The organism is Curtobacterium sp. MCBA15_004, assembly GCF_001865055.2.
GTDB lineage: Bacteria > Actinomycetota > Actinomycetes > Actinomycetales > Microbacteriaceae > Curtobacterium.
On sequence record NZ_CP126266.1, the window covers coordinates 1,595,360 to 1,615,186 of the forward strand.

Annotated in this window: 21 protein-coding genes and 1 pseudogene; 13 read left to right on the forward strand and 9 right to left on the reverse strand. The window is 74.9% G+C overall.

Going from position 1 to position 19,827, the window contains the following annotated elements; genetic code table 11:
• Positions 1-57 precede the first annotated feature (57 nt).
• Both QOL16_RS07530 and QOL16_RS07535 read left to right on the forward strand, forming a co-directional pair.
• Positions 58-399, forward strand: a complete 342-nt coding sequence (locus tag QOL16_RS07530; protein WP_071285668.1) for a DUF3140 domain-containing protein — start codon at positions 58-60, stop codon at positions 397-399.
• Between the two features lie 70 nt (positions 400-469).
• Positions 470-679: a hypothetical protein gene (locus tag QOL16_RS07535; protein ID WP_071285666.1), complete on the forward strand. Its 210-nt coding sequence runs from the start codon at positions 470-472 to the stop codon at positions 677-679.
• Positions 680-868: 189 nt separating this feature from the next.
• On the opposite strand, the gene QOL16_RS07540 is transcribed toward QOL16_RS07535, so the two are convergent.
• The 4 genes from QOL16_RS07540 to QOL16_RS07555 all read right to left on the reverse strand — a co-directional run bounded on the left by QOL16_RS07540 (position 869) and on the right by QOL16_RS07555 (position 4,590).
• Positions 869-1,750 (reverse strand): family 16 glycosylhydrolase, encoded by an 882-nt coding sequence (locus tag QOL16_RS07540; protein ID WP_083393948.1) that lies wholly within the window; start codon positions 1,748-1,750, stop codon positions 869-871.
• A gap of 390 nt (positions 1,751-2,140) precedes the next feature.
• Positions 2,141-3,448, reverse strand: coding sequence for a PP2C family protein-serine/threonine phosphatase (locus QOL16_RS07545; protein ID WP_071284788.1), 1,308 nt, complete (start codon positions 3,446-3,448; stop codon positions 2,141-2,143).
• 191 nt (positions 3,449-3,639) lie between these two features.
• Positions 3,640-3,906 carry a hypothetical protein gene (locus tag QOL16_RS07550; protein WP_065959418.1) on the reverse strand — a complete coding sequence of 89 codons (267 nt, stop codon included), beginning with the start codon at positions 3,904-3,906 and terminating at the stop codon, positions 3,640-3,642.
• Positions 3,907-3,957: 51 nt separating this feature from the next.
• Positions 3,958-4,590 carry a TetR/AcrR family transcriptional regulator gene (locus QOL16_RS07555; RefSeq protein ID WP_071246941.1) on the reverse strand — a complete coding sequence of 211 codons (633 nt, stop codon included), beginning with the start codon at positions 4,588-4,590 and terminating at the stop codon, positions 3,958-3,960.
• Positions 4,591-4,673: 83 nt separating this feature from the next.
• On the opposite strand from QOL16_RS07555, the gene QOL16_RS07560 reads away from it, so the two are divergent.
• Positions 4,674-5,201 (forward strand): hypothetical protein, encoded by a 528-nt coding sequence (locus QOL16_RS07560; RefSeq protein ID WP_071284789.1) that lies wholly within the window; start codon positions 4,674-4,676, stop codon positions 5,199-5,201.
• Positions 5,202-5,369: 168 nt separating this feature from the next.
• Positions 5,370-6,332, forward strand: coding sequence for an SDR family NAD(P)-dependent oxidoreductase (locus tag QOL16_RS07565; RefSeq protein ID WP_071284790.1), 963 nt, complete (start codon positions 5,370-5,372; stop codon positions 6,330-6,332).
• Between the two features lie 147 nt (positions 6,333-6,479).
• Here the strand turns inward: QOL16_RS07565 and QOL16_RS07570 are convergent.
• Both QOL16_RS07570 and QOL16_RS07575 read right to left on the reverse strand, forming a co-directional pair.
• Positions 6,480-6,884 (reverse strand): annotated as a pseudogene (locus tag QOL16_RS07570) (RidA family protein); the annotation flags it as partial.
• 38 nt (positions 6,885-6,922) lie between these two features.
• Entirely contained in the window at positions 6,923-7,492 is a 570-nt protein-coding gene (locus QOL16_RS07575) for a histidine phosphatase family protein (protein ID WP_083229978.1), read from the reverse strand.
• A 239-nt stretch (positions 7,493-7,731) separates the two neighbouring features.
• On the opposite strand from QOL16_RS07575, the gene QOL16_RS07580 reads away from it, so the two are divergent.
• From QOL16_RS07580 to QOL16_RS07605, 6 genes are all read left to right on the forward strand, one after another.
• The gene (locus tag QOL16_RS07580; RefSeq protein ID WP_071284791.1) at positions 7,732-9,042 is read left to right on the forward strand and encodes a reverse transcriptase family protein; all 1,311 of its coding nucleotides are present in this window, start codon (positions 7,732-7,734) and stop codon (positions 9,040-9,042) included.
• Positions 9,043-9,146: 104 nt separating this feature from the next.
• Positions 9,147-9,395 (forward strand): DUF4287 domain-containing protein, encoded by a 249-nt coding sequence (locus tag QOL16_RS07585; protein ID WP_071246812.1) that lies wholly within the window; start codon positions 9,147-9,149, stop codon positions 9,393-9,395.
• Positions 9,396-9,489: 94 nt separating this feature from the next.
• Positions 9,490-9,918: a carboxymuconolactone decarboxylase family protein gene (locus tag QOL16_RS07590; RefSeq protein WP_083395045.1), complete on the forward strand. Its 429-nt coding sequence runs from the start codon at positions 9,490-9,492 to the stop codon at positions 9,916-9,918.
• Positions 9,915-11,159, forward strand: coding sequence for an LLM class flavin-dependent oxidoreductase (locus QOL16_RS07595; RefSeq protein WP_071284792.1), 1,245 nt, complete (start codon positions 9,915-9,917; stop codon positions 11,157-11,159). Before QOL16_RS07590 ends, QOL16_RS07595 begins: the two co-directional genes overlap by 4 nt.
• Positions 11,156-12,520: an NtaA/DmoA family FMN-dependent monooxygenase gene (locus QOL16_RS07600; RefSeq protein ID WP_071284793.1), complete on the forward strand. Its 1,365-nt coding sequence runs from the start codon at positions 11,156-11,158 to the stop codon at positions 12,518-12,520. Before QOL16_RS07595 ends, QOL16_RS07600 begins: the two co-directional genes overlap by 4 nt.
• Entirely contained in the window at positions 12,517-13,647 is a 1,131-nt protein-coding gene (locus QOL16_RS07605; RefSeq protein ID WP_071284794.1) for an LLM class flavin-dependent oxidoreductase, read from the forward strand. The genes QOL16_RS07600 and QOL16_RS07605 overlap by 4 nt, the downstream gene beginning before the upstream one ends.
• Positions 13,648-13,747: 100 nt before the next feature.
• Here QOL16_RS07605 and QOL16_RS07610 read toward each other — a convergent pair whose 3' ends face one another.
• Genes QOL16_RS07610 through QOL16_RS07620 form a run of 3 tightly spaced genes read right to left on the reverse strand, consistent with a single transcriptional unit; the run spans position 13,748 to position 17,198 of the window.
• The gene (locus QOL16_RS07610) at positions 13,748-14,806 is read right to left on the reverse strand and encodes a transporter substrate-binding domain-containing protein (RefSeq protein WP_071284795.1); all 1,059 of its coding nucleotides are present in this window, start codon (positions 14,804-14,806) and stop codon (positions 13,748-13,750) included.
• Positions 14,807-14,832: 26 nt separating this feature from the next.
• Complete coding sequence (locus QOL16_RS07615) at positions 14,833-15,606, reverse strand: amino acid ABC transporter ATP-binding protein (protein WP_071284796.1); 774 nt, start codon at positions 15,604-15,606, stop codon at positions 14,833-14,835.
• On the reverse strand, positions 15,603-17,198 hold the full coding sequence (locus QOL16_RS07620; RefSeq protein ID WP_083395046.1) for a GNAT family N-acetyltransferase: 1,596 nt from the start codon (positions 17,196-17,198) through the stop codon (positions 15,603-15,605). Before QOL16_RS07620 ends, QOL16_RS07615 begins: the two co-directional genes overlap by 4 nt.
• Before the next feature lie 190 nt (positions 17,199-17,388).
• Here QOL16_RS07620 and QOL16_RS07625 point away from each other — a divergent pair, with 190 nt between their 5' ends.
• From QOL16_RS07625 to QOL16_RS07635, 3 genes are all read left to right on the forward strand, one after another.
• Positions 17,389-17,946, forward strand: coding sequence for a hypothetical protein (locus QOL16_RS07625; protein ID WP_083229962.1), 558 nt, complete (start codon positions 17,389-17,391; stop codon positions 17,944-17,946).
• Entirely contained in the window at positions 17,943-18,611 is a 669-nt protein-coding gene (locus QOL16_RS07630; protein ID WP_139197433.1) for an RES family NAD+ phosphorylase, read from the forward strand. Before QOL16_RS07625 ends, QOL16_RS07630 begins: the two co-directional genes overlap by 4 nt.
• Before the next feature lie 107 nt (positions 18,612-18,718).
• Positions 18,719-19,777, forward strand: coding sequence for a hypothetical protein (locus QOL16_RS07635; protein WP_071284797.1), 1,059 nt, complete (start codon positions 18,719-18,721; stop codon positions 19,775-19,777).
• Positions 19,778-19,827: the final 50 nt, after the last annotated feature.

The window sequence follows — 19,827 nt, forward strand, 5'->3', positions numbered from 1 at the left end:
TCCGGGGGACACGGGCTCCTGCGCGGCCGCCCAGGCTGCACGGGCAGCGTGACCGCCATGAGCGACGACCAGCACGACGAGCAGCAGACCCGCGACGACTTCGCCGACGCCGTCAACATGACCGCGTCGGAGCTGCAGCGGTGGCTGGACTCCGACGAGTCGAAGGAGGTCGGGCAGAAGCCGTCGAGCGGCGGCGAGTCCACCGGGCACGAGAGCGGGCGCCACATCGTCCGGATCCTCGAGAAGCAGCAGGGTGACTACACCGACGACGACTACGCGCACATGCGCAAGGTCGTCGGGTACGTGGCCCGGCACAGCAAGCAGGAGCCGAAGGGCGACGCGCACGACTCGAAGTGGCGCTACTCGCTCATGAACTGGGGCCACGAACCCGAGAAGTGAGCACGACCGACCGACCGGGCCGGGCCGGGCCGGGCACCGTGCCCGGGCCGCGATCGGGCAGGATGGACCCGTGGACGACTCCGGCATGCCCCGTTTCCGTCGCGTCTGGTCGACGATCCAGGTCGGCGTGCTCGCCGCGGCCGTCGTCTTCTGCGTCGTGATGCTCGTGATCGGCCAGGGCAAGCTCGACCGCGTGTACGCCGTCGCCGCGGTGTTCTTCGGCCTGGCCCTGGTTGGGCACGCGACGTACCTCTGGCTGCTGGCGCGGTCGCGCCGCTGAGGTGGCCGTCCGGGTCCCGCCGCGGAGGCGGCCGCGCGGATCCCGCCGCAGCGGCGGCTGTCAGCCGCCGTCGGCCGTCCTGTGGGCGGGTCCGGTCGTGTGGTCCACGCGACCGCGGGACGGACGGGAGGCCCGTGGCGGCGTCGCCACGGGCCTCCCGTCCGTCCCGTGCCGGGCCGGGCCGTCCTGCTAGGCGAGCTGCGAGACGCGCACCCAGTCGACGAGCATCTGCTGCGGGAACCGGGTCGTCGCGTCGGGCGACCCCGGCCACGTGCCGCCGACGGCGACGTTGAGGAGCACGAAGAACGGCTTGTCGAACACCCACGGGTTCGCGCCGACGTCGGCCCGGGTGACCGTCCGCTGCGCGACCCCGTCCACGAGCCACGTGATCGAACCCGGGCGCCAGTCGACACCGAAGACGTGGAAGTCGTCGGCGAAGGCCGCGCCGGTCGGGTTCGTGTACGCGGCCGACAGGCCGGAGGCGCCGGAGTAGCCGGGGCCGTGCACGGTCGCGTGGACGACCGTCGGCTCGTACCCGACGTTCTCCATCACGTCGATCTCACCGCAGGCCGGCCAGCCGACCTGGCCGATGTCGGCGCCGAGCATCCAGAACGCCGGCCAGATGCCCTGCCCGCGCGGGATGCGGATGCGGGCCTCGACCCGGCCGTACTGGGCGGTGAAGGTGCTCTCGGTCTTCAGCCGGGCGGAGGTGTACGACCCGTCGGCCTCCCGGATCGCCGTGATGACGAGGTTGCCGTTGCCGTCGAGGGCGGCGTTCCGGCGGGAGTCCGTGTAGGTCTCGAGCTCCGCGTTGCCCCAGCCGCCGGCGCCGGTGTCGAAGCGCCAGATGCCGGGGTTCGGGGCGGTCCCGGCGGGGCCGTTGAACTCGTCGGCGGCGAGGAGCGCGGTGGTGGTGCCGGCCGTCGGCGTCGTGCTCGTGGTCCGACGGGTCGCGGCGGACGCGCTGTCGGTCGCGAGGAACGCGGAGCCGGCCACGGCCGCGGTGGCACCGCCGGCGAGGCCGAGGGTCAGGAAGCGACGGCGGTCGAGCGCGTCGTGGTGCTGGGGCATGGGGTGGTCCCTGTGCTGGACCGGACGGGTGCTCCGGCGGGTGTGGGTGGGGGGCTGGAGGATCTTGTCCCCTCCGGCCCCGGTGCGCCAGTCCGTGTTCGGGGGGCACCCGGACGAGGGAGGTCGGCGTGCCGCTGCGCCTCGCGGCCGGCCGGGGATGCGTGGTGCCGGGGCCGCACCGTCCGGCGTGTCGCGGGTCCGGTCCGGCTGCGCTTTCCGGCCCCGCGCGGAGGCCGAGCGACGTCTCGCGTCACGCTGTGTCGGCCTGTGTCGGCCTGTGTCGGCCTGTGTCGGGCTGTGTCGGCCTGTGTCGGCCTGCGTCGGGCTGTGTCAGGCTGTGTCGGCCTGCGTCGGGCTGTGTCAGGCTGTGTCGGCCTGCGTCGGGCGGTGTCAGGGGCGGTAGCCGACGCACAGGACGGTCACGTCGTCCGGGTGGTCACCGGCGTGGGCGAGCTCGGCGATGCCGTCGACGATCTGCTGCGGGTGCTGCCGTTCCGCGACCCAGGCCTCGAAGCGCTCGACCGCGTCGAGGTCGCCGCCGAACAGGTCGAGCACGCCGTCGCTCACCGCCACGACGACGTCGCCGGGCTCCAGGTCGGTCTGGTCAGCGGTCCACTCGGTGCCGACGCCGATCGGCAGGTGCGCCGCGCGCAGGGGGTGGACGGTGCCGTCGGCCCGGCGGAGCACGGCGAGCCCGTGTCCGGCGTCGACCCACCGCGCCCGGCCGTCCCGGGCGACGCGGAAGTGGAAGCAGGTGGTGAACTGCCCGCTCGTCAGGTCGGAGACCCCGGTGGCCAGCCCCGTGGCGGCCCGACGGACCGCGACGGCCGGGTCGGACTCGTCGACGGTGCTGCGGATGAGGGAGCGCACCGCGGCGGCGATCATGCCCGCGCCGACGCCCTTGCCCATCACGTCGCCGAGGGTGAACGCTGCACCGTCGGCGGTGGGGAACCAGTCGTAGAAGTCGCCGCCGACGGTCCGGGCCGGGATGCAGACCCCGACGGCGCGGAACTCGTCGGGCAGCCCGGCGGCGGTCGTCGGGAGCAGGGACTGCTGCACGAGCGCCGCGCGACCGATCTCGCCCTCGGCGATCCGGCGGCGGCGCTGCGCGGTGTCGAGCTGCAGCCCGGACAGGCGTGCGAGCTCGTTCGTGACCGCTGCCGCGGCGGCGTAGACGAGCAGGGCGAGCACGAGTCGGACGAGTTCGCTCGGCTGCGGGGTCCGCGGCGCGATCGCGTAGGACAGCATGAGCGTCGCGGCCGTCCCGACCAGGGGGTACACCACGTGCTGCCGGCCCGGGTTCGTCGCCATCCAGATCACCGGGAGCACGACGATCGCCAGGAACACCGACCGAGCGTCGCCCGTGCCGTAGCGGAGGAGTCCGATCGCCAGGAAGTCGAGTGCGGGGACGAGCAGTTCGAGACGGGTGACCGCGGGCCACCGTGCCATCGCCCCCGCGGCGACCAGCCCGACGAGCGCGAGGCCGACGCCGGACCACATGGCACGCGCGTCGGTGACGTCGAGTCCCTGCACGACCGTGCTCGTCACCGCGGCGGCGACGATGAGGACCGCGACCACGGTCTGCTTCGTGAGCGGGTGCCACGACGCGCGCAGAGCGCTCAGGACGATCGGCCCCGTGTCGTCCCGGACGGACGCCGTCCACGTGGGGGAGGCGTGGCTGCCGGTGGTGCTCGTCACGCGCCCGAGTCAATCGGGTCGAGCATCACTCGGCAAGTCCGCGTCCAGGGGTGTCGCGCAGGTTGGACTGGTATCGGCGACGTTGGACGACGGGCGTCGCCCGGTCGTGCGCGGGGCGTCGCGCGTTCGCACCAAGGACGTGGCGGGTCCGCACGCGGGGCGTCGCGGCATCGCCCAGGGGCGCCGCCGGGTCAGACGCCGAGGCGGAGCAGCAGGGGCCCGAGGAGGCCGACGACCCACACGAGCACCATCACGAGCGCCCCGCCGACGATGAACCGACGGCGCCGACGCAGGCGCGGACTGCGGTCGTCGTCACCCCACATCTGCGCCCGCACGAGCGTGCGGTTCGCCTGCTCGACGACCTTGCGCACCTCGGGGTCGTCGAGCGGGAGCGCCCCGGACCGGGCGTGTTCCGCGATCGCCGTCGCTTCGGCGACGGTCAGCTCGTCCTTCGGCATGGGGCCATCGTCCCACCCCGTGCCGTGCGGCGGCCAGGAGCCGTGACGGGTTCAGCGGGTCGGGCCGCCCTCGGCCCGCAGGCGAGCGAGTTCCTCGGCCAGGAGCTCGCGTGCCCACCCGACGTCGTCCTGCCGGGGACGGTGCGCCAGGTGCAGGGCGAGCCCGTCGAGGAGGGCGTGGAGCCGCGCGACCCGGCGCTCGGTCGGGGCCGGTGCTCCGCTCCCGGTCCCGGACGGGTTCAGCAGTGCGAGGAGCGACGCGCACGCGGACCGCACCGCGCGGTCGGCCTCGTCCCACGCCGCACGCACCCCGGGATCGGTCAGGGCGACGGACCCGAGGGTGAGGAACACCTCGGTCTCGGTACGGCGCTCGTCGTCGAGCGGCAGCAGCTGCTCGAGGCACCGGGAGACGAGGGGAACCGGGTCGACCTCGGGCGCGGGCAGGGAGGGGTCTGCGAACACCGCGTCCATGCGCTCCTGGACCCGTGCGGCCACGCGCCGCAGGCAGGCCACGCGCAGGGCGTCCTGGGTCGGGTAGGCGCGGCGCAGCGAGGCGGTCGCGATGCCCGCTTCCTCGGCGACGTTCCGGACCGAGAACGCCACGAGCCCGTCGCGCGTGAGGACCCGCCAGGCTGCGTCGCCGATCTGCCGGTCGCGTTCGTCGTGGTCGATCAGGCGGGGCACGTGCCGATCGTACACAGTCGTACTAGCATCGCCGTTGTGAACACAGTCGTACTCGATCAGTCCTCCGGTACCCAGGGGTTCCCGTGCTGATCGCCGTCATCGTCGCCTGCGAAGCGGGTTTCTGGGTGGCGGTGCTCGGCGGCCTGGTCCTCCGGTACGTCGTCGGACTCCGCCGGACCGGAGCGGTCCTGCTCGCCCTCGGGCCCGTCCTCGACGTCGTCCTGCTCGCGGTGACCGCACTCGACCTCGCCCGCGGCGGGACGGCCGACTGGATGCACGGTCTCGCCGCGCTGTACGTCGGCGTCTCCCTCGCGCACGGGCGCCGCATGGTCGCCTGGGCCGACGCGCGCTTCGCCCACTGGCGGACGGGGCGTCCGCTCCCGGAGCGCAGGACCGGGTGGGCGTACACCCGTGCGTGCTGGGCCGACGTGCTCCGGACCGGCGTCGGCGTCGTCGTCGCGGCCGGCGTCATCGGAGCGTTCGTGCTCGCGTTCGGTACCGGGGAGCGCACGGCAGCCCTCGTCGCGTGGCTCCCGGTCCTCGCGGTCGTGCTCGGCGTCGAACTCCTGTGGGCCGTCAGCTACACGGTGTGGCCGAAGCGCGCACGCTGACGGTGCCCGGTCGTCGCGACACCCGACGACCGCGCACGATGCCGGTGCGCGGTCGTGACGACCCCGCACGGCTCGTCCGCTCGCCGCGGCCGTCGCCCGTCGACGTCGGGTGTCCGGTGGACGACCCGCTGGACGGCACCGCAGGCCGCACCGGGTACCGATGGGGACATGGCACATCGGTTCCGCGGGAAGATCGTCGTCGTCACCGGAGCATCGAGCGGCATCGGGAGGGCCGCCGCGCACGAGTTCGCGCGGCAGGGCGCGACCCTCGTCCTCGCCGCTCGCGGCAGGGAGAGCCTCGAGGCGGCGGCGCAGGAGTGCCGCGACCTCGGTGCCGAGGCGGTGGCGATCCCGACCGACGTGGCCGACGAACACCAGGTCCGCGACCTCGTCGCCACGACCACCACGCGCTTCGGCCACATCGACGTCTTCGTCGGCAACGCCGCGCTGTTCGTCTACGGCCTGTTCGAGCAGACCCCCGTCGAGGCCTTCAAGCGGGTCGTCGACACGAACCTGCACGGGCACGTGCACGCCGTGAAGGCGCTCCTGCCGCACTGGAAGCAGCGCGGCGAGGGCACCTACGTGCTCGTCGGCTCAATCCAGTCGCTGCTGTCCGCGCCGTACCAGTCGGCGTACGTGACGAGCAAGCACGCAGCCCTCGGCCTGATGGACGTGCTCGCCGACGAGCACCAGGGCACCCGGATCCGCTTCGGCGCGGTGCTGCCGTCGACGATCGACACCCCGATCTACCAGAACGGCGCCAACTACACCGAGAAGGCGTCGCACCCGCTGCCGCCGACCGTGCCGGTCGAGCGCGCCGCGAAGGCCGTCGTCCGCCAGGCGCTGCACCCGAAGCGCAACCGCTACGTCGGACGCCTGCAGGCGGCGCTCGTCCCCGCCGAGTTCATCGTCCCCGGGATCTTCCACCGGATCACCCGTCCCGCTGTCGAGGTGTTCGCGCTCCGCGGTCGCCAGGCGCCCACCGACGGCAACCTCTACGCGCCCGCCGACCACGCGAACGCGACCGACGGTGGCTGGGTCGCGAAGCGCCGCCGCGTCACCCGCCCGCTCCTGTGGGCGGGCATCGCCGCGGTGGTGGGCACGGTCGTGCTCGGCCGCTCGCGTCGCTGACGCACCACCGGACGGACGGGAGGCGCGGCACCGGTCGGTGCCGCGCCTCCCGTCCGTCACACGGTCGCGTCACGGGCGCGGGCCGCCGGACCGGGTCGGCGCGTGCCCGGCCGTCGCGACCGGCCGTCCCGTCACGCCGCGCGGGCCGTCGAGCACCGCGGCCACCGCCTCGATCTCGACCAGTTGGTCGTCGTAGCCGAGGACGGTGACGCCGAGCAGCGTGCTCGGCACGTCGTGCTCCCCGAAGGCGTCGCGGACGACCTGCCACGCGGCGACGAGGTCGGCCTGCCGCGTCGAGGCCACGAGCACCCGGGTCGAGACGACGTCCTCGAGGGCGGCGCCGGCGTCCGCGAGCGCCTGGCGCAGGTTCGCGACGCAGGCGGCGGCCTGCCCGGCGTGGTCGCCGACGGCGACCGTGCGGCCGTCCGCGTCGAGTGGGCAGGCCCCCGCCAGGAAGACGAGCCGCGCATCGGCCGGTGCGGTCGCGGCGTAGGCGTACTCGGCGACCGAGCTGAGGGACGAGGACCGGATGAGCTGCACAGCGCTGACCATGACGCCATCCTCCCCGAGGCCGGCACCTCCGGCTCGGGTCAGGGGTCGAGGCGGGTCCAGCCGCTCAGCGCCCGCCAGGTGCGCGGGTCGAACGTGAACACGCTGCCCATGCCCGGCTGGTCCAGGCGCCGCGAGACGGGCTCGCCCCGCAGGTCGGCGAGGAGCAGCGCCCCGACAGCGCCGTGGGCCACCACGGTGACGTCCGTGCCCCGACCGGCGGCGGCGGTGAGGTCGCGGACCGCCCCGACGATCCGGCGCTGCGCGTCGACCGCCCGCTCCCACCCTCGCACCGACTCCTCGGGCCGCGCGAAGAACGCGTCGACCACCGGTTCGAACGCCTCGGGAGGCAGGTAGCCGGTCGCGCTCCGGTCGATCTCGCCGAGCCGCGCGTCCTGCTCCGGCACCACACCGACCGCCGCGCCGAGGACGGCCGCGGTCTCGACGGCCTTGCGCTCGGTGCTCGAGACGATCCGGCGCACCCCGGGTGCCCACGCGACGCGGTGCGCGCCGGACGCCCGGGCGCGGCCGGAGTCCGACAGTCCCCAGGACTCGATCGGGACCGCGGGGTCGACGACGACCTCGGCGTGGGTCAGGAAGAACGACGGCACCGGCACAGCCTGGCAGACCCGTCCACCACCACGGCAGGGGTCGGTCGTATGGTGTGCTCGTGGAGTTCCCGGGGGAGGCGGACGGCGCGCGTGACGCGTCGACCTCTCCGGGGTCACCCCGGGGCACGCAGGACCAGCAGGACCACACGCCCCGAGAGGCGCGGCGCGCTCCGCGCACCAGCCCTCACGGAGGCACCGACAGGTCCCCCGGGAACCCCACGCACGCACCGCTCCCGGTCGTGGCGCAGGCGCTCGCCGACGCCTTCCTCGCGGCCGACGACTGGAGCCGCGACGCGCTGACCGCCGCCGGGTACGACGTGCTCGGGGTGGAGCGGACGTACGTCGGTGTCGCGGTCGGGACGGCGCTCGACGCGTATCCACGGCCGCCCGTCGACGCGCCCCGGCAGCTCGCCGCGGTGCTCGCGACCGCCCCGCGCCTCGTCCGCCTCCACGACAGCCGCGGACCACGACGGCCCGTCCGGGTCCTGGCCCGGCAGGCCACGGCCGTGCGGGCGCGTCCGGTGACGGACAGCCGGCTGCTCGTCGACACGCTGCCCGAGCTCGCCCGAGCGCTCGACCTGACGGTGGGGCGGTTGCTCTGGCTCGCCGACACCCGCGGGTGGAACCGCCGTCCGGGTGCGTCGAGCCCGCTCCACCACGTCCGGCACGAGTGGGTCGCGCGGCCCGGGCGGACCCCGAGGCTCCTCGAGAAGCCGATGGCGATGCTCCGGCGCACCCAGCGCACCGTCCTCGACGACCTGCTCGCGGCGCTGCCGGTCCACGACGCAGCGCACGGCTTCGTGACCGGGCGCAGCGTCGTCACCGGTGCCACCGGGCACGTCGGACGCCGGGTCGTCCTGACCGCCGACCTCACGTCGTTCTTCGCCACGGTCCGAGCGCCGACCGTGTACGGCGTGTTCCGCGCCGCGGGGTACGCCGAGCCGCTGGCGCACGTCCTCACCGGGCTCTGCACGCACCGGGTCCCGGTCCACGTCCTCACGGCGATGCCGCCGGGCGGGAGCATCGACGAGCGTCGGGCGCTCCGGGACGCCCTCGTCGAGGCGCACCTGCCCCAGGGAGCCCCGACGTCGCCGGCGCTCGCCAACCTGGCCCTCCGACACCTCGACGCCCGACTGGCCGGGTGGGCGACCGCAGCGGGGGCGACGTACACGCGGTACGCCGACGACCTGACCTTCAGCGGCGACGACCGCCTCGCTGCCCGCGCCGACGCGTTCCTCCGCGGTGTCGAGCGGATCGTCGCCGACCAGGGCCACACGCTGAACCCCCGGAAGACCCGGGTCCGGCCGGCCGGGGTGCGGCAGTCGGTCACCGGTGTGGTCGTGAACGAGCGCACCGCACCCGGCCGCCGCGAGGTCGACCGTCTCAAGGCCGTGCTGCACAACTGCGTCGTGCACGGTCCGGCGTCGCAGGACCGCGCGGGGCACGCGGACTTCCGGGCGCACCTGCTCGGCCGGATCGGCTGGGTCGGTCAGGTGCACCCGGACCGGGCAGCGAAGCTCCGGGCGCTGTTCGCCCGGATCGAGTGGTGAGACGAGCCCCAGCGCACGGAACCACCCGGTAGCGGCGCTCGTCCGAGCGCCGACCCCGGACCGCGCCCCTGGCCCCGCACCGGTGTGCTCGCTACCGTGACGCCATGACAGCGCACCGCGTGACCGCACCGCAGCCGCCGGCGGACGGCACGAAGCCGAAGGGGCCGGCGTCGTACTTCCCGAGCATCGAGAAGACCTCCGGCCGTCCGGTCCAGGAGTGGCTCGACCTCGTGGCCGACCGGCTCGACACCCACCGGCACATGGAGGTCGTGACGTGGCTCAAGGAGGAGCACGGCCTCGGGCACGGCCACGCGAACGCCCTCGTCGCCTACGTGCGGCACGCGCTCGCCTGACCCCGGGACAGCGCCGCACGTCACACGACGCAACGCACGGTCACGTGCCGCAACACCCGCCGACGCGGGCCGGGGCGCGTCGTAGCGTCACCGCATGACCGACTACCTCGACCGCGAGCGGGACACGACCTTCACCCGGGTCTACAAGCAGCAGACCCCGGACATCCTGCAGGCCTTCGTGCAGTTCGACGCCGCGGTGTTCCAGCCCGAGGGGCGCGCGATCCCACTGCGGTACCGGGAGCTCATCGCGCTCGCGGTGGGGATCACCACGCAGTGCGTGTACTGCATCGACGCGCACAGCCAGCGCGCGGTGGCCGCCGGCGCGACGGAGGCCGAGCTCGCCGAGGCCGCCTGGGTCGCGACCGCCATCCGCGCCGGCGGTGGCTTCGCCCACGGGCGACTCGGCTTCAAGTTCGGCGCCGACGCCACCCCGCCCGAGCACGCCTCGCAGCCGCAGACGCAGGGCCAGCCCGAGCCGCACGACCACGGCGCGGACCAGCCGCACCAGGGGACGAACCCGTGAGCACGCGCCCCGTCCTGGTGACCGCACTCCAGGGCGCCGGCTGGCACCCGGCCGCCTGGCGCGTTGCCGGACCCGCCGCACGCCGTCTGACGAGCCTGCGCCACTGGCGCGACGTCGTCGTCGAGCAGGACCGCGCGGGCACCGACGCCGTCACCCTCGAGGACTCCTTCACCGCCGGACCCCTCAACCAGGAAGGTGACCTCGACACCCGCACGGTCGTCGGGCGACTCGACGCGCTGCTCGTCGCCAGTGCGGTCGCCCCCGCGACCCGCGCCGTCGGTCTGGTGCCGACCGTCTCGGTGACGCACACCGAACCGTTCCACGTGGCCACGGGCCTCCAGACCCTGGACCACGTCTCCGCGGGGCGAGCCGGGTGGCGGATCCAGGTGAGCCCGACGGCCCGCGAGGCCGCGCTCTTCGGCCGCCGCCCCGGCGGCGACGACGCGGCCACGCTGTTCGCCGAGGCACGCGAGGTCGCCGAGGTCGTCTCGCGGCTCTGGGACAGCTGGGACGACGACGCGATCATCCGCGACGTCGCCACCGGTCGTTTCATCGACCGCGACCGCATCCACGGGGCCGCGTTCGTGGGCGAGCACGTCTCGGTGCACGGTGCGTCGATCGTGCCGCGCTCGCCGCAGGGACGGCCGCCGGTGTTCGCGCTCGCGCACCGCGCCGACGCGGCGGCGTTCGCGGCCGACGCGGCGGACGTCGTGCTCGTCACGCCGGGTGGGGCCGGTCCGTCGGGGAGCGCCGGTCCGACGGGTGGGCCCGGTCCGTCGCACGGAGCCGGCCTGGAGGCGCGGGGTGCGCTGGCGCTCGTCCGTGACGCCGAGCAGGCGGCCGGGTCCGACGTCCGCCGTCCGGTCCTCGCGGACCTCGCGGTCCTCGTCGGGGCGTCCGCGTCCGAGGCCGCCGACGCCCTCGCCGCGCTCGACGCGGCCGCGGGCTCGTCGTACGCAGAGGCGTCCGACGCTCCGGTGCTCGCCACCACCGTGCCCGAGCTGGTGTCCCTGGTCGGGGACCTCGCGTCCCTCGGGTACGCCGGCGTCCGGCTCCGGCCGCTCCGCATCCCCGAGGACAGCACCGCCGTCGCCCGCCGACTCGTGCCGGCGCTCGTCGCCGCCGGGTTGCGCGCCGACGTGGCCTCCCGTCCCACCGCCGACCTGCGCACCCGACTCGGCGTCGCGCCCGCGGTCAGCCGGTACGCCCGCACCACCGCCGACCAGGAGGTCCCGGCATGAGCACGAAGCGTCAGGTCCACCTCGCCGCCCACTTCCCGGGCGTCAACAACACCACCGTGTGGAGCGACGACCGCGCGGAGAGCCAGATCGCGTTCTCGTCGTTCGAGCACTTCGCGCGGAACGCCGAGCGGGGGTGCTTCGACTTCCTGTTCCTCGCCGAGGGGCTCCGGCTCCGCGAGCAGAAGGGGCGCATCCACGACCTCGACGTGGTCGGTCGACCGAACACGCTCGCGATCCTCGCGGCGCTCGCCGGCGTGACGACCCGCATCGGCCTGGTCGGGACGCTGCAGACCACGTTCAACGAGCCCGTGGAGCTCGCGGAGCAGCTCGCCACGCTCGACCACCTGACCGACGGGCGCGCCGGCTGGAACGTCGTCACGAGCTCCGACGCCTTCCACGGTGCGAACTTCCGCCGCGGCGGGTTCCTCGACCACGCCGACCGGTACACGCGGGCCGACGAGTTCGTCACCCTGGCGCGCGAGCTGTGGGACTCGTGGGCGCCCGACGCGGTCGTCGCCGACGCCGCGGGCGGGGTGTTCGCCGACCGCTCCCGCATCCGCGACGTCGACCACCACGGGCCGCAGTTCGACGTCCGCGGCACGTTCCCGGTGCCGCGGAGCCCGCAGCGGCACCCGGTCGTCGTGCAGGCGGGGGACTCCGACGAGGGCCGCGACCTCGCCGCCCGACAGGCCGAGGTGGTCTTCTCGCTGCACACCGAGTTCGACGACGCCCGTGCCTTCCGCGCCGACCTCACGGAGCGGCTGGCGCGCGTCGGCCGCTCGGAGGACGAGCTGCTCGTCCTGCCCGGGGCGACGTTCGTCCTCGGCGACACCGCCGCGGACGCCGAGGAGCGGTCCCGCGCGATCCGTCGCGCCCAGGTCAGCCCGGCCACGGCGATCGCGTTCCTCGAGCAGGTGTGGAACCGCGACCTGTCCGACCACGACGTCGACGGGCCGCTGCCCGACGTCGAGCCCGACGTGGACGCCGAGACCATCACGCGCGGTCGGGTCCGGCACGTCCGCGACCCACGGGCGACCGTGCAGGCGTGGCGCGACCGGGCCGACGCCGAGCACCTGTCGACCCGGGACCTCGTCATCGCGGTCTCGACGCGGGGCGGCTTCGTCGGGACGCCGTCGCACATCGCGTCGGAGATCGACCGGTACGTGCAGGAGCGCGCGTCCGACGGCTTCGTCGTCGTCCCGCACACGAACCCGTACGGCCTCGACGAGTTCGTCGACCGCGTCGTCCCGCTGCTGCAGGAACGCGGCGTGTACCGACAGGCGTACGACGACGGTGCCACGCTGCGGTCGACGCTCGGGCTGCCCGGCCACGTCCTCGACCGCCAGGAGGTCTCCGCGTGAACGCCGTCCCGCTGTCCGTCCTCGACCTCGTCCCGGTGTCGTCCGGGTCGTCCTCGGCGACGGCCCTGCGCAACACCCTCGACCTCGCCCGGGCCGCCGAACGCGCCGGGTACGCGCGGTACTGGCTCGCCGAGCACCACCTCAACCCCGGGGTCGCCGGCAGCGCGCCGAACGTCGTCATCGGGGCCGTCGCGGCCGTGACCTCCCGGATCCGCGTCGGCAGTGCGGCGACGCTCGTCGGGAACGTCCGCGGGCTGCAGATCGCCGAGACCTTCGGGACCCTGACCGGCCTGTACGGTCCCCGGTTCGACCTCGGGCTCGGGCGCTCCGGAGCGCCGGCACCCGGGACGCCGAAGCCGCCGTCGCTCGCACCGCGGGCCGACGAGGTCGTCGACGGGCTGCTCGTCCCGGCGCCCTTCGACCTCCGGATCGCGCCGGGATCGAAGTTCGCGCTGCAGGGCGAGCTGCTCGGTCGGGTGCCCGGCGACGTCGAGCGGTTCGACGGCGACCTCGCGCTGGTCCGGGAGCTGTTCGCCGGCACCTGGACCCGCGACGGTGCGGTCGTCGAGGCACCCCCGGCGACCGGTGCCGACGTCGAGCTCTGGATCCACGGGTCGACCGGCGGCGAGAGCGCCCGGGTCGCCGGGTCCCTGGGCCTGCCCTACGGCGCGAACTACCACTCGTCACCCGGGACCGTCCTGGCCTCCGTCGCGGCGTACCGGGCGGCGTTCCGACCCGGCGTGCTCGCGGCGCCGCACGTGATCGTGTCCGCCGACGTGGTCGTCGGTCGCACCACCGAGGAGGCCGACGAGCTCGCCGAGGGCTACGGCCCGTGGGTGTACTCCATCCGCTCGGGCGCGGGTGCGATCCCGTACCCGACGCCCGACGCGGCCCGTGCGACGCCGCTCCCGGACGACGCCGCTGCCGCCGTGCGGGACCGTCTCGCGACGCGGTTCGTGGGCGACGCCGGCCACGTCGCCGACCGGCTCGAGGTGCTCCGTCGCGTCACCGGGGCGGACGAGCTGCTCGTCACGACCATCACGCACGACCACGACGCCCGGGCCCGCTCGTACGAGCTGCTCGCGGCCGAGTGGGCGCGGCGGGCCGCGGTCGGCGAGCCCGCCTGACGCGCACCGCGCACCGCGCACCGCGCATCGCGCACCGCCACACGGAGGACACCCCCGTGACCACGACGGTCACGGGGGTGTCCGACGATCGGAGCCCCGCTCAGCCGTTGTCGAGCGGCAGCCCCTCCGGGTTCACCTGCGAGGTCTGCACGGCCTCGTTCGACAGGTTGTACGCCCGCAGCCACTTCGCGTAGGTCCCGTCCGCGATGAGCGCGTCGATCGCGTCGGCGATCGGCTCCGCCAGCCCGCTGTCCTTCTTCGTCGTCGCCGCGATGAGCCCCTGCAGCGTCGAGCCGGCGCCCGAGTACGTCCCCGCGGTCTTCGTCGGGTGTGCGCTGCCGGCGCTCTGCGTGTTCGCGTACGCGATCGTCGGGTTCGGGCCGAAGTAGCCGTCGATCTTGCCGGAGCCGAGCGCGAGCTGCACCGCGTTGCCGTCCGGGTAGTACTTGACGTCGATGGTCTTCCCCTGCTGCTCGAGGTCGGCCTTCCACTCGAGCAGGATCTTCTCCTGGTTCGTCCCGGAGCTCACCGCGATCGTCCTGCCGGCGAGCACGGACGGGTCGCCGTCGAACGCGAGCTTCGAGGTCGCGAGCACCTGGAGGGCGAGGTTGTCCTGGCGGTAGGACGCGAAGTCGTACTTCTCCTTCCGCTGTTCGGTCACGGTGACGTTCGAGAACCCGGCGTCGATCTTGCCGCCGTCGATGCCGACGAACAGGTTGTCCCACGTGGCGTTCCGCACGTCGGCCTCGAGCCCGAGCTTCGCGGCGACCAGTCGTCCGAGGTCCGGTTCCGAACCGGTCAGCGTCCGCTGGTCGTCGCCCGTGAAGGCGAGCGGCGGGAACCCGGCGGGCAGCGCGCCGACACCGATGACGAGCTTGCCGGAGGACTTGACGGCGGCCGGTAGCTCGTCGTGCAGCGTCGTGTCCTCGGCGACCCGGACCGTCGTCTCGGTGGCCGCTCCGTTCGACGCGGCGCCGATGGTCACGGAACCGCGCGAGGACCCCGGGCCGCTCCCGGTGGCGGCGGCGCCCGACGAGCAGCCCGCGAGGGCCACGACGACCCCGGCGGCGAGGACGAGGGCCCCGGCGCGGACACGCCAGCGGGCGGGCGGCGCGGCGGGCGGTGCGTCGGACGTGGGGGAGAGGGCGGTGGTGGGCAAGGCGGACTCCTTCGGTGGGTGCGGGTTCACCGGACGCGGGACAGGAAGTCCCGGGTCCGGGCGTGCTGGGGGGCGTCGATGACCCGGGCGGGCGGCCCCTGCTCGACGACGCGCCCGTGGTCGAGGAAGACGACGTGGTCGGCGACCTCGCGGGCGAACGCGACCTCGTGCGTGACGACCACGAGGGTCGTTCCCGACGCGGCGAGGTCCCGGACGACGCCGAGCACCTCGCCGACGAGCTCCGGGTCGAGCGCCGACGTCGGCTCGTCGAGGAGCACGACCGACGGGTCGAGCGCGAGCGCCCGGGCGATCGCGACGCGCTGCTGCTGGCCGCCGGACAACTGCCGGGGCCGGGACGCGCCGCGGTCGCCGAGCCCGACGCGCTCGAGCAGCTCCTGGGCGCGAGCGCGCGCCGCTGCGACCGGGACCCCGGCGGCGACCGGCCCCTCGGCGACGTTCTCGAGCGCCGTGAGGTGCGGGAACAGCTCGAAGTGCTGGAACACGAACCCGATCCGGGAGCGCTGCCGACGGATGTGCCGCTCGGGCAGCTCCTGGTACCGGACGCGCCCGTACCGCCCGGTGCGCAGCCGGACCCCGATCGTCTCGCCGCCGACCGTGACGACGCCCCGGTCGAGCGGTTCGAGGTGGTTGATCGTGCGGAGCAGGGTCGACTTGCCCGATCCGGACGGCCCGAGGACGACGGTGACGCTCCCGGCGGGCAGCGACAGGTCGACACCGTCGATCACGACCTGGTCGCCGAACGCCTTGACCGCGCCGTGGACGCCGATCGCCGCGCTCACCGGGCGCTCCGGGCGTCGGCGGTGAGCACCCGGGCCCCGCGCGCCGACGACGGAAGGCGACCCGCGCCTCCCGTCCGTCGCCGGACCGCACCGCGCACCCGCTGCCACGGCGTCGGCGGGAGCGAGCGCGCGGATCCGCGGTTCGTCCAGCGCTCGACGTGGTACTGCACGACCGACACCCCGCTGGTCAGCGCGAGGTACCAGAGCGTCGCGACCACGAGCAGCGGGATGATGTCCGTCGGGTAGGTGCTCGACAGGTTCTGGACCACGCCGAACAGGTCGAGCAGCGAGACGTAGAACAGCAGCGACGAGGCCTTGAGCAACCCCACCACCTGGTTGACGAACGCGGGCACGATCGACCGCAGCGCCTGCGGCAGGACGACCCGGACGAACTGCCGTCGCGGGGGGAGCCCGAGCGCCCGTGCCGCCTCGAGCTGGCCGTGGTCGACCGCGAGCACCCCCGCCCGCACGATCTCGGACGCGTAGGCGACCTCGCTCAGGCTCAGTGCGAGGACGCCGATCGCCAGGTCGCCGAGGACGTCCGCGGTCGGCACCGTGACCTGCGGGCCGAACGGGACGCCGATGCCGATCGTCGGGTACAGCGACCCGAGGTTGTACAGGAAGACGAGCACGAGGATGAGCGGCACGGACCGGAACAACCACACGTACCCCCACGCCAGCCCGGACAGCACCGGGTTCCGCGACAGCCGCGCGAGCGCGACCAGGACCCCGCCGGCGAAGCTGATCACCGCGCTCAGGCCGGTCGCCACGAGCGTGAGCTGCAGCCCGGTCAGGATCGCCGGGCTGAACAGCCACTTCCCGACCGCGGGCCAGCCCCAGGCCGGGTTCGTGAACAGCGTCTCGACGCCGTTCAGCAGGAGCACCAGCACGACCGCGGCGGCGATCCACCGCACGGGGTGGCGCAGCGGCAGGACGGGGCGGTCGAGCGCGGCGCGTGCGGCCGCGTCGATGGTCGGGGCGACCGGACGGGAGGCGCGGCCCCCCTCCGCAGCGCGGGTCGCCCCGGCAGGGTGGCCGGGTCGCGTGCCGCGGTCACCGTCGGCGGGGCCGGGCGCGAGGGTCTTCTCGAACGCGTGCACGCCGACCTCCTCGGCCGGTCTGGTGACGTCGTACAGCGGGGTGTAGCCGGCGCGCCGGTACAGGGCCACGGCCTCGGGTTGGCGCGGGCCGGTGGTCAGGACGACCCGGCGGGAGCCCCGGCGACGCGCTTCCTCCTCGAGCTCGGCGACCACGCGGCCGGCCAGGCCCCGCCCGCGGGCACCGGGCGCGGTCCAGATCCGCTTCAGCTCGACGGTCTCGTCGTCGTGCGGCATGAAGGCACCGCCGGCCACCAGTCGGTCGTCCTCGTGGAGCAGGAGGAACACCCCGCGCGGGGCCACGAAGTCCTCGGCGGGGTAGCGGGCGAGCTCCGCCGCCGCACCCCCGTCGAGCTGGTCGCCGTAGCGCGCGTCGTACTCGCGCTCGAGGTCGGCCAGGAGCGGAGCGGCGGCGGGGTCGTCCGGGTGGACGACGCGGAACACCAGCTCGCCACGCCGCGTCGAGCGGGTGGTCACGTCTGCCGTGTCGGTCATGGCGAGGACCGTACGAGCGGCGGTCCGGGCGCGGCAAGCACCGGCGCAACACGACGGCACACGACGGAACACGGCGTCACACTCGTCCCGTCGTCGGTGTGGTGGTGTCCGCGTGCCGAGTGCTCCCGAGAGGTTGACGGGGTTGTCGAAGCACGGTCCCCCGTGGTTGACTGGGTTGACAGGAGGAACCATGGCTGCGACCACACAGGCACGACACGAGCAGGCCGGGCGTCCGGGCGTCGGGGCGGACGGTGCCGCACTGCTCGACGCGCTCCGACGCCGCATCGAGAGCGGACGCGCGGCAGGGGCGCTCGACTCCGGCGTCGACGTCGAGCTGCTCGCCGACCGGATGGTCGCGGCGCTCCCGTCGGTCAAGCACGAGGCCGACGCCCTGATCGGGCCGTTCTACGACACGCCGACCCTCGCGGCGTGGCGCGGGGTGACCCGCCAGGCGCTCAGCAAGGCGACGGCGAAGCGCGACCTCATCGGCCTGAAGATCGGCGACGGCAGCCTCGTCTTCCCGTCGTTCCAGTTCGGCGTGTCCGGCAGTCCGTTGCCGCACCTGCGCCAGGTCCTCGCGCTCGTCGACCCCGACCGCATCGACCCGTGGGGGAGTGCGCTCTGGCTGAACACCGAGGCCGAGGAGTTCGGCGGGACCACGGCCGCCCAGGCGCTCCGCGACGGCCGCGAGGAACAGGTGCTCGCGGCGGCCCGTCGGGCGGCGACCGCGTGGGCGGCCGACGCGTGACACCGGACCGCAACGAGGTCGCCCAGCGGCGCCCGCGACCCGACCTCGACCTGACCGACTTCCCGGCCGAGGAGTCGCGGGGCACGACGTTCTACCGGGCGAAGCGGCACGACCGTGGCGCGTGGTGGTTCGCGAGCACCGAGCCCGACGCCGACGGTGTCGACGGCGGCCGGTTCGACCTCGCCGTGCCGCGGGGCACCTGCTACTGGGCGGACGCGGTCGAGGTCGCCGTCCGGGAGCGCCTGGCGCACCACGTGCTCTCGACGAACACGGTGTTCGCGTCGCGGGCCCGGGAGATGGTCGTCGTCGCGGCCCGGGCGTCCCGCGGGCGACGGTTCGCCGACGTCACGCACCCGGCGGCCGTGCGCTCCGGGGTGGGCGCCGAGCTCCAGACGATGGGCGACTACCGCGTGCCGCAGGCCTGGGCGCGCGCGTTCGACGCCGCGGGGTTCGCGGGGGTGCGGTACAGCACGCGCTTCACGAGCGCCGCGGCCGCGAACGCCTGGGCGGTCTTCGGGGCGGCCGGTGTGCCCCGCCGTCCACGACCCGAGCGGGTGCACCGCGACGGGGTCACCGCCTGCCGCGAGGCCGGGATCCGGGTGCTCGACGACGGGTCCGAGTCCGGGCCGGAGCGCTTCACCTTCGCGACGCCGCCGCAGGACTGACCCGCGGGCACGAGCGACCGGACGCGGGCGGGACCGGTCGCGCGGCCGGTCGCGCGCTCGTGCGGCGGCGGTCGGCGCTGTCGGTGGCGGTGCCTACGGTGGCCCACGTGGTGGAACCCGTGGACGCCTGGTGGCGCCGGCGACAGTGGTCGCGCGGCACAGCCGTGCCGTACGCCGTCGGGACCTTCCGTGAAGCGTGGGCCTCGTACCCGGTCCTGGTCCGGCAGTACCACCCGGAGTGGAACCACGGGGTCGTCCTGACCCAGGTGCCCCCGCTCGCCGAGGTCCTGCTCACGTGGGAGTGCGACGTCGGCCACGTCTTCGTCGCGACCCCCGCCGAGCAGCGCTCCCGGCCGGGCCGCGAACGCCGCCGCTCGGTGTGGTGCCCGGAGTGCCAGGTCCAGGCACAGCCGCAGCGGTGGCCCGTGCTGCCCGAGGACTGGCCGGCGTCGGTGCCCGTCCCGCAGCGCGCCGTCCGGAGCGTCGGGCGCCAGACCCTGCCGTCGGCGCGCGGGGGAGCCGCAGCCGCGCGCGGACCGGCGGCCGTCGCGGCGCTGCCCGGTGCCGTCCCGTCCGGCGGCCTCCCGCCCGGTGCGGTGGCCTCGACCCGTCGTCGGCCCGTCCGTGGCGGTGCGCCCGTGCGCGGTGGCGGACCGGTCGGCGGTGGCGTGCCGGTGCGTGCCGGGCAGCCGATCCCGCGGGCCGTCTGCCCGAAGACCCCGCGGCTGCCGTCGGGCGAGTCCTTCACGAGCACGTGCGCGCCGGCCACCGCGTCCGCGGTCGAGGCGGACCTCCGCGCGGCCCTGCAGGAGCGGTTCGCGTTCACGTTCTCGCACACGGCGATCCGCCTCGACCGACCGTTCTTCGACCACGTCGAGGCCTGGCCGGACATCGTCCTGCCGGAGCTCCGCGTCGCGATCGAGTACGACAGCACGGGCCGCCACGGGCTCGAGCACGTCGGTCCGCGGCAGGAGACCGACCGGCGGAAGGACCGCGCCGTGCGGGGTGTCGGCTGGGAGGTCGTCCGCATCCGCACCGGACGCCTGCCCGCGCTCGGCCCGTACGACCTGCAGGTGTCGGGCATCTCCCGGCGGACCGTCGACCAGCTCGCCGACACGCTGCGCGACCTGCGCGGACCGCTGTTCGTCGACGCCTACGCCCGGTGACCGCGCCCGCCGCCCGCGCCGCCGACGACCGCGGTCGGGGTACGGCAACG

What these genes read in the sequence shown, in the direction of transcription:
- QOL16_RS07625 (WP_083229962.1), top strand. Translation starts at nt 17,389, where the DNA reads ATGGCTGCGACCACACAGGCACGACACGAGCAGGCCGGGCGTCCGGGC.
- QOL16_RS07550 (WP_065959418.1), bottom strand. Translation starts at nt 3,906, where the DNA reads ATGCCGAAGGACGAGCTGACCGTCGCCGAAGCGACGGCGATCGCGGAA.
- QOL16_RS07565 (WP_071284790.1), top strand. Translation starts at nt 5,370, where the DNA reads ATGGCACATCGGTTCCGCGGGAAGATCGTCGTCGTCACCGGAGCATCG.
- QOL16_RS07585 (WP_071246812.1), top strand. Translation starts at nt 9,147, where the DNA reads ATGACAGCGCACCGCGTGACCGCACCGCAGCCGCCGGCGGACGGCACG.
- QOL16_RS07530 (WP_071285668.1), top strand. Translation starts at nt 58, where the DNA reads ATGAGCGACGACCAGCACGACGAGCAGCAGACCCGCGACGACTTCGCC.
- QOL16_RS07590 (WP_083395045.1), top strand. Translation starts at nt 9,490, where the DNA reads ATGACCGACTACCTCGACCGCGAGCGGGACACGACCTTCACCCGGGTC.
- QOL16_RS07540 (WP_083393948.1), bottom strand. Translation starts at nt 1,750, where the DNA reads ATGCCCCAGCACCACGACGCGCTCGACCGCCGTCGCTTCCTGACCCTC.
- QOL16_RS07600 (WP_071284793.1), top strand. Translation starts at nt 11,156, where the DNA reads ATGAGCACGAAGCGTCAGGTCCACCTCGCCGCCCACTTCCCGGGCGTC.
- QOL16_RS07620 (WP_083395046.1), bottom strand. Translation starts at nt 17,198, where the DNA reads ATGACCGACACGGCAGACGTGACCACCCGCTCGACGCGGCGTGGCGAG.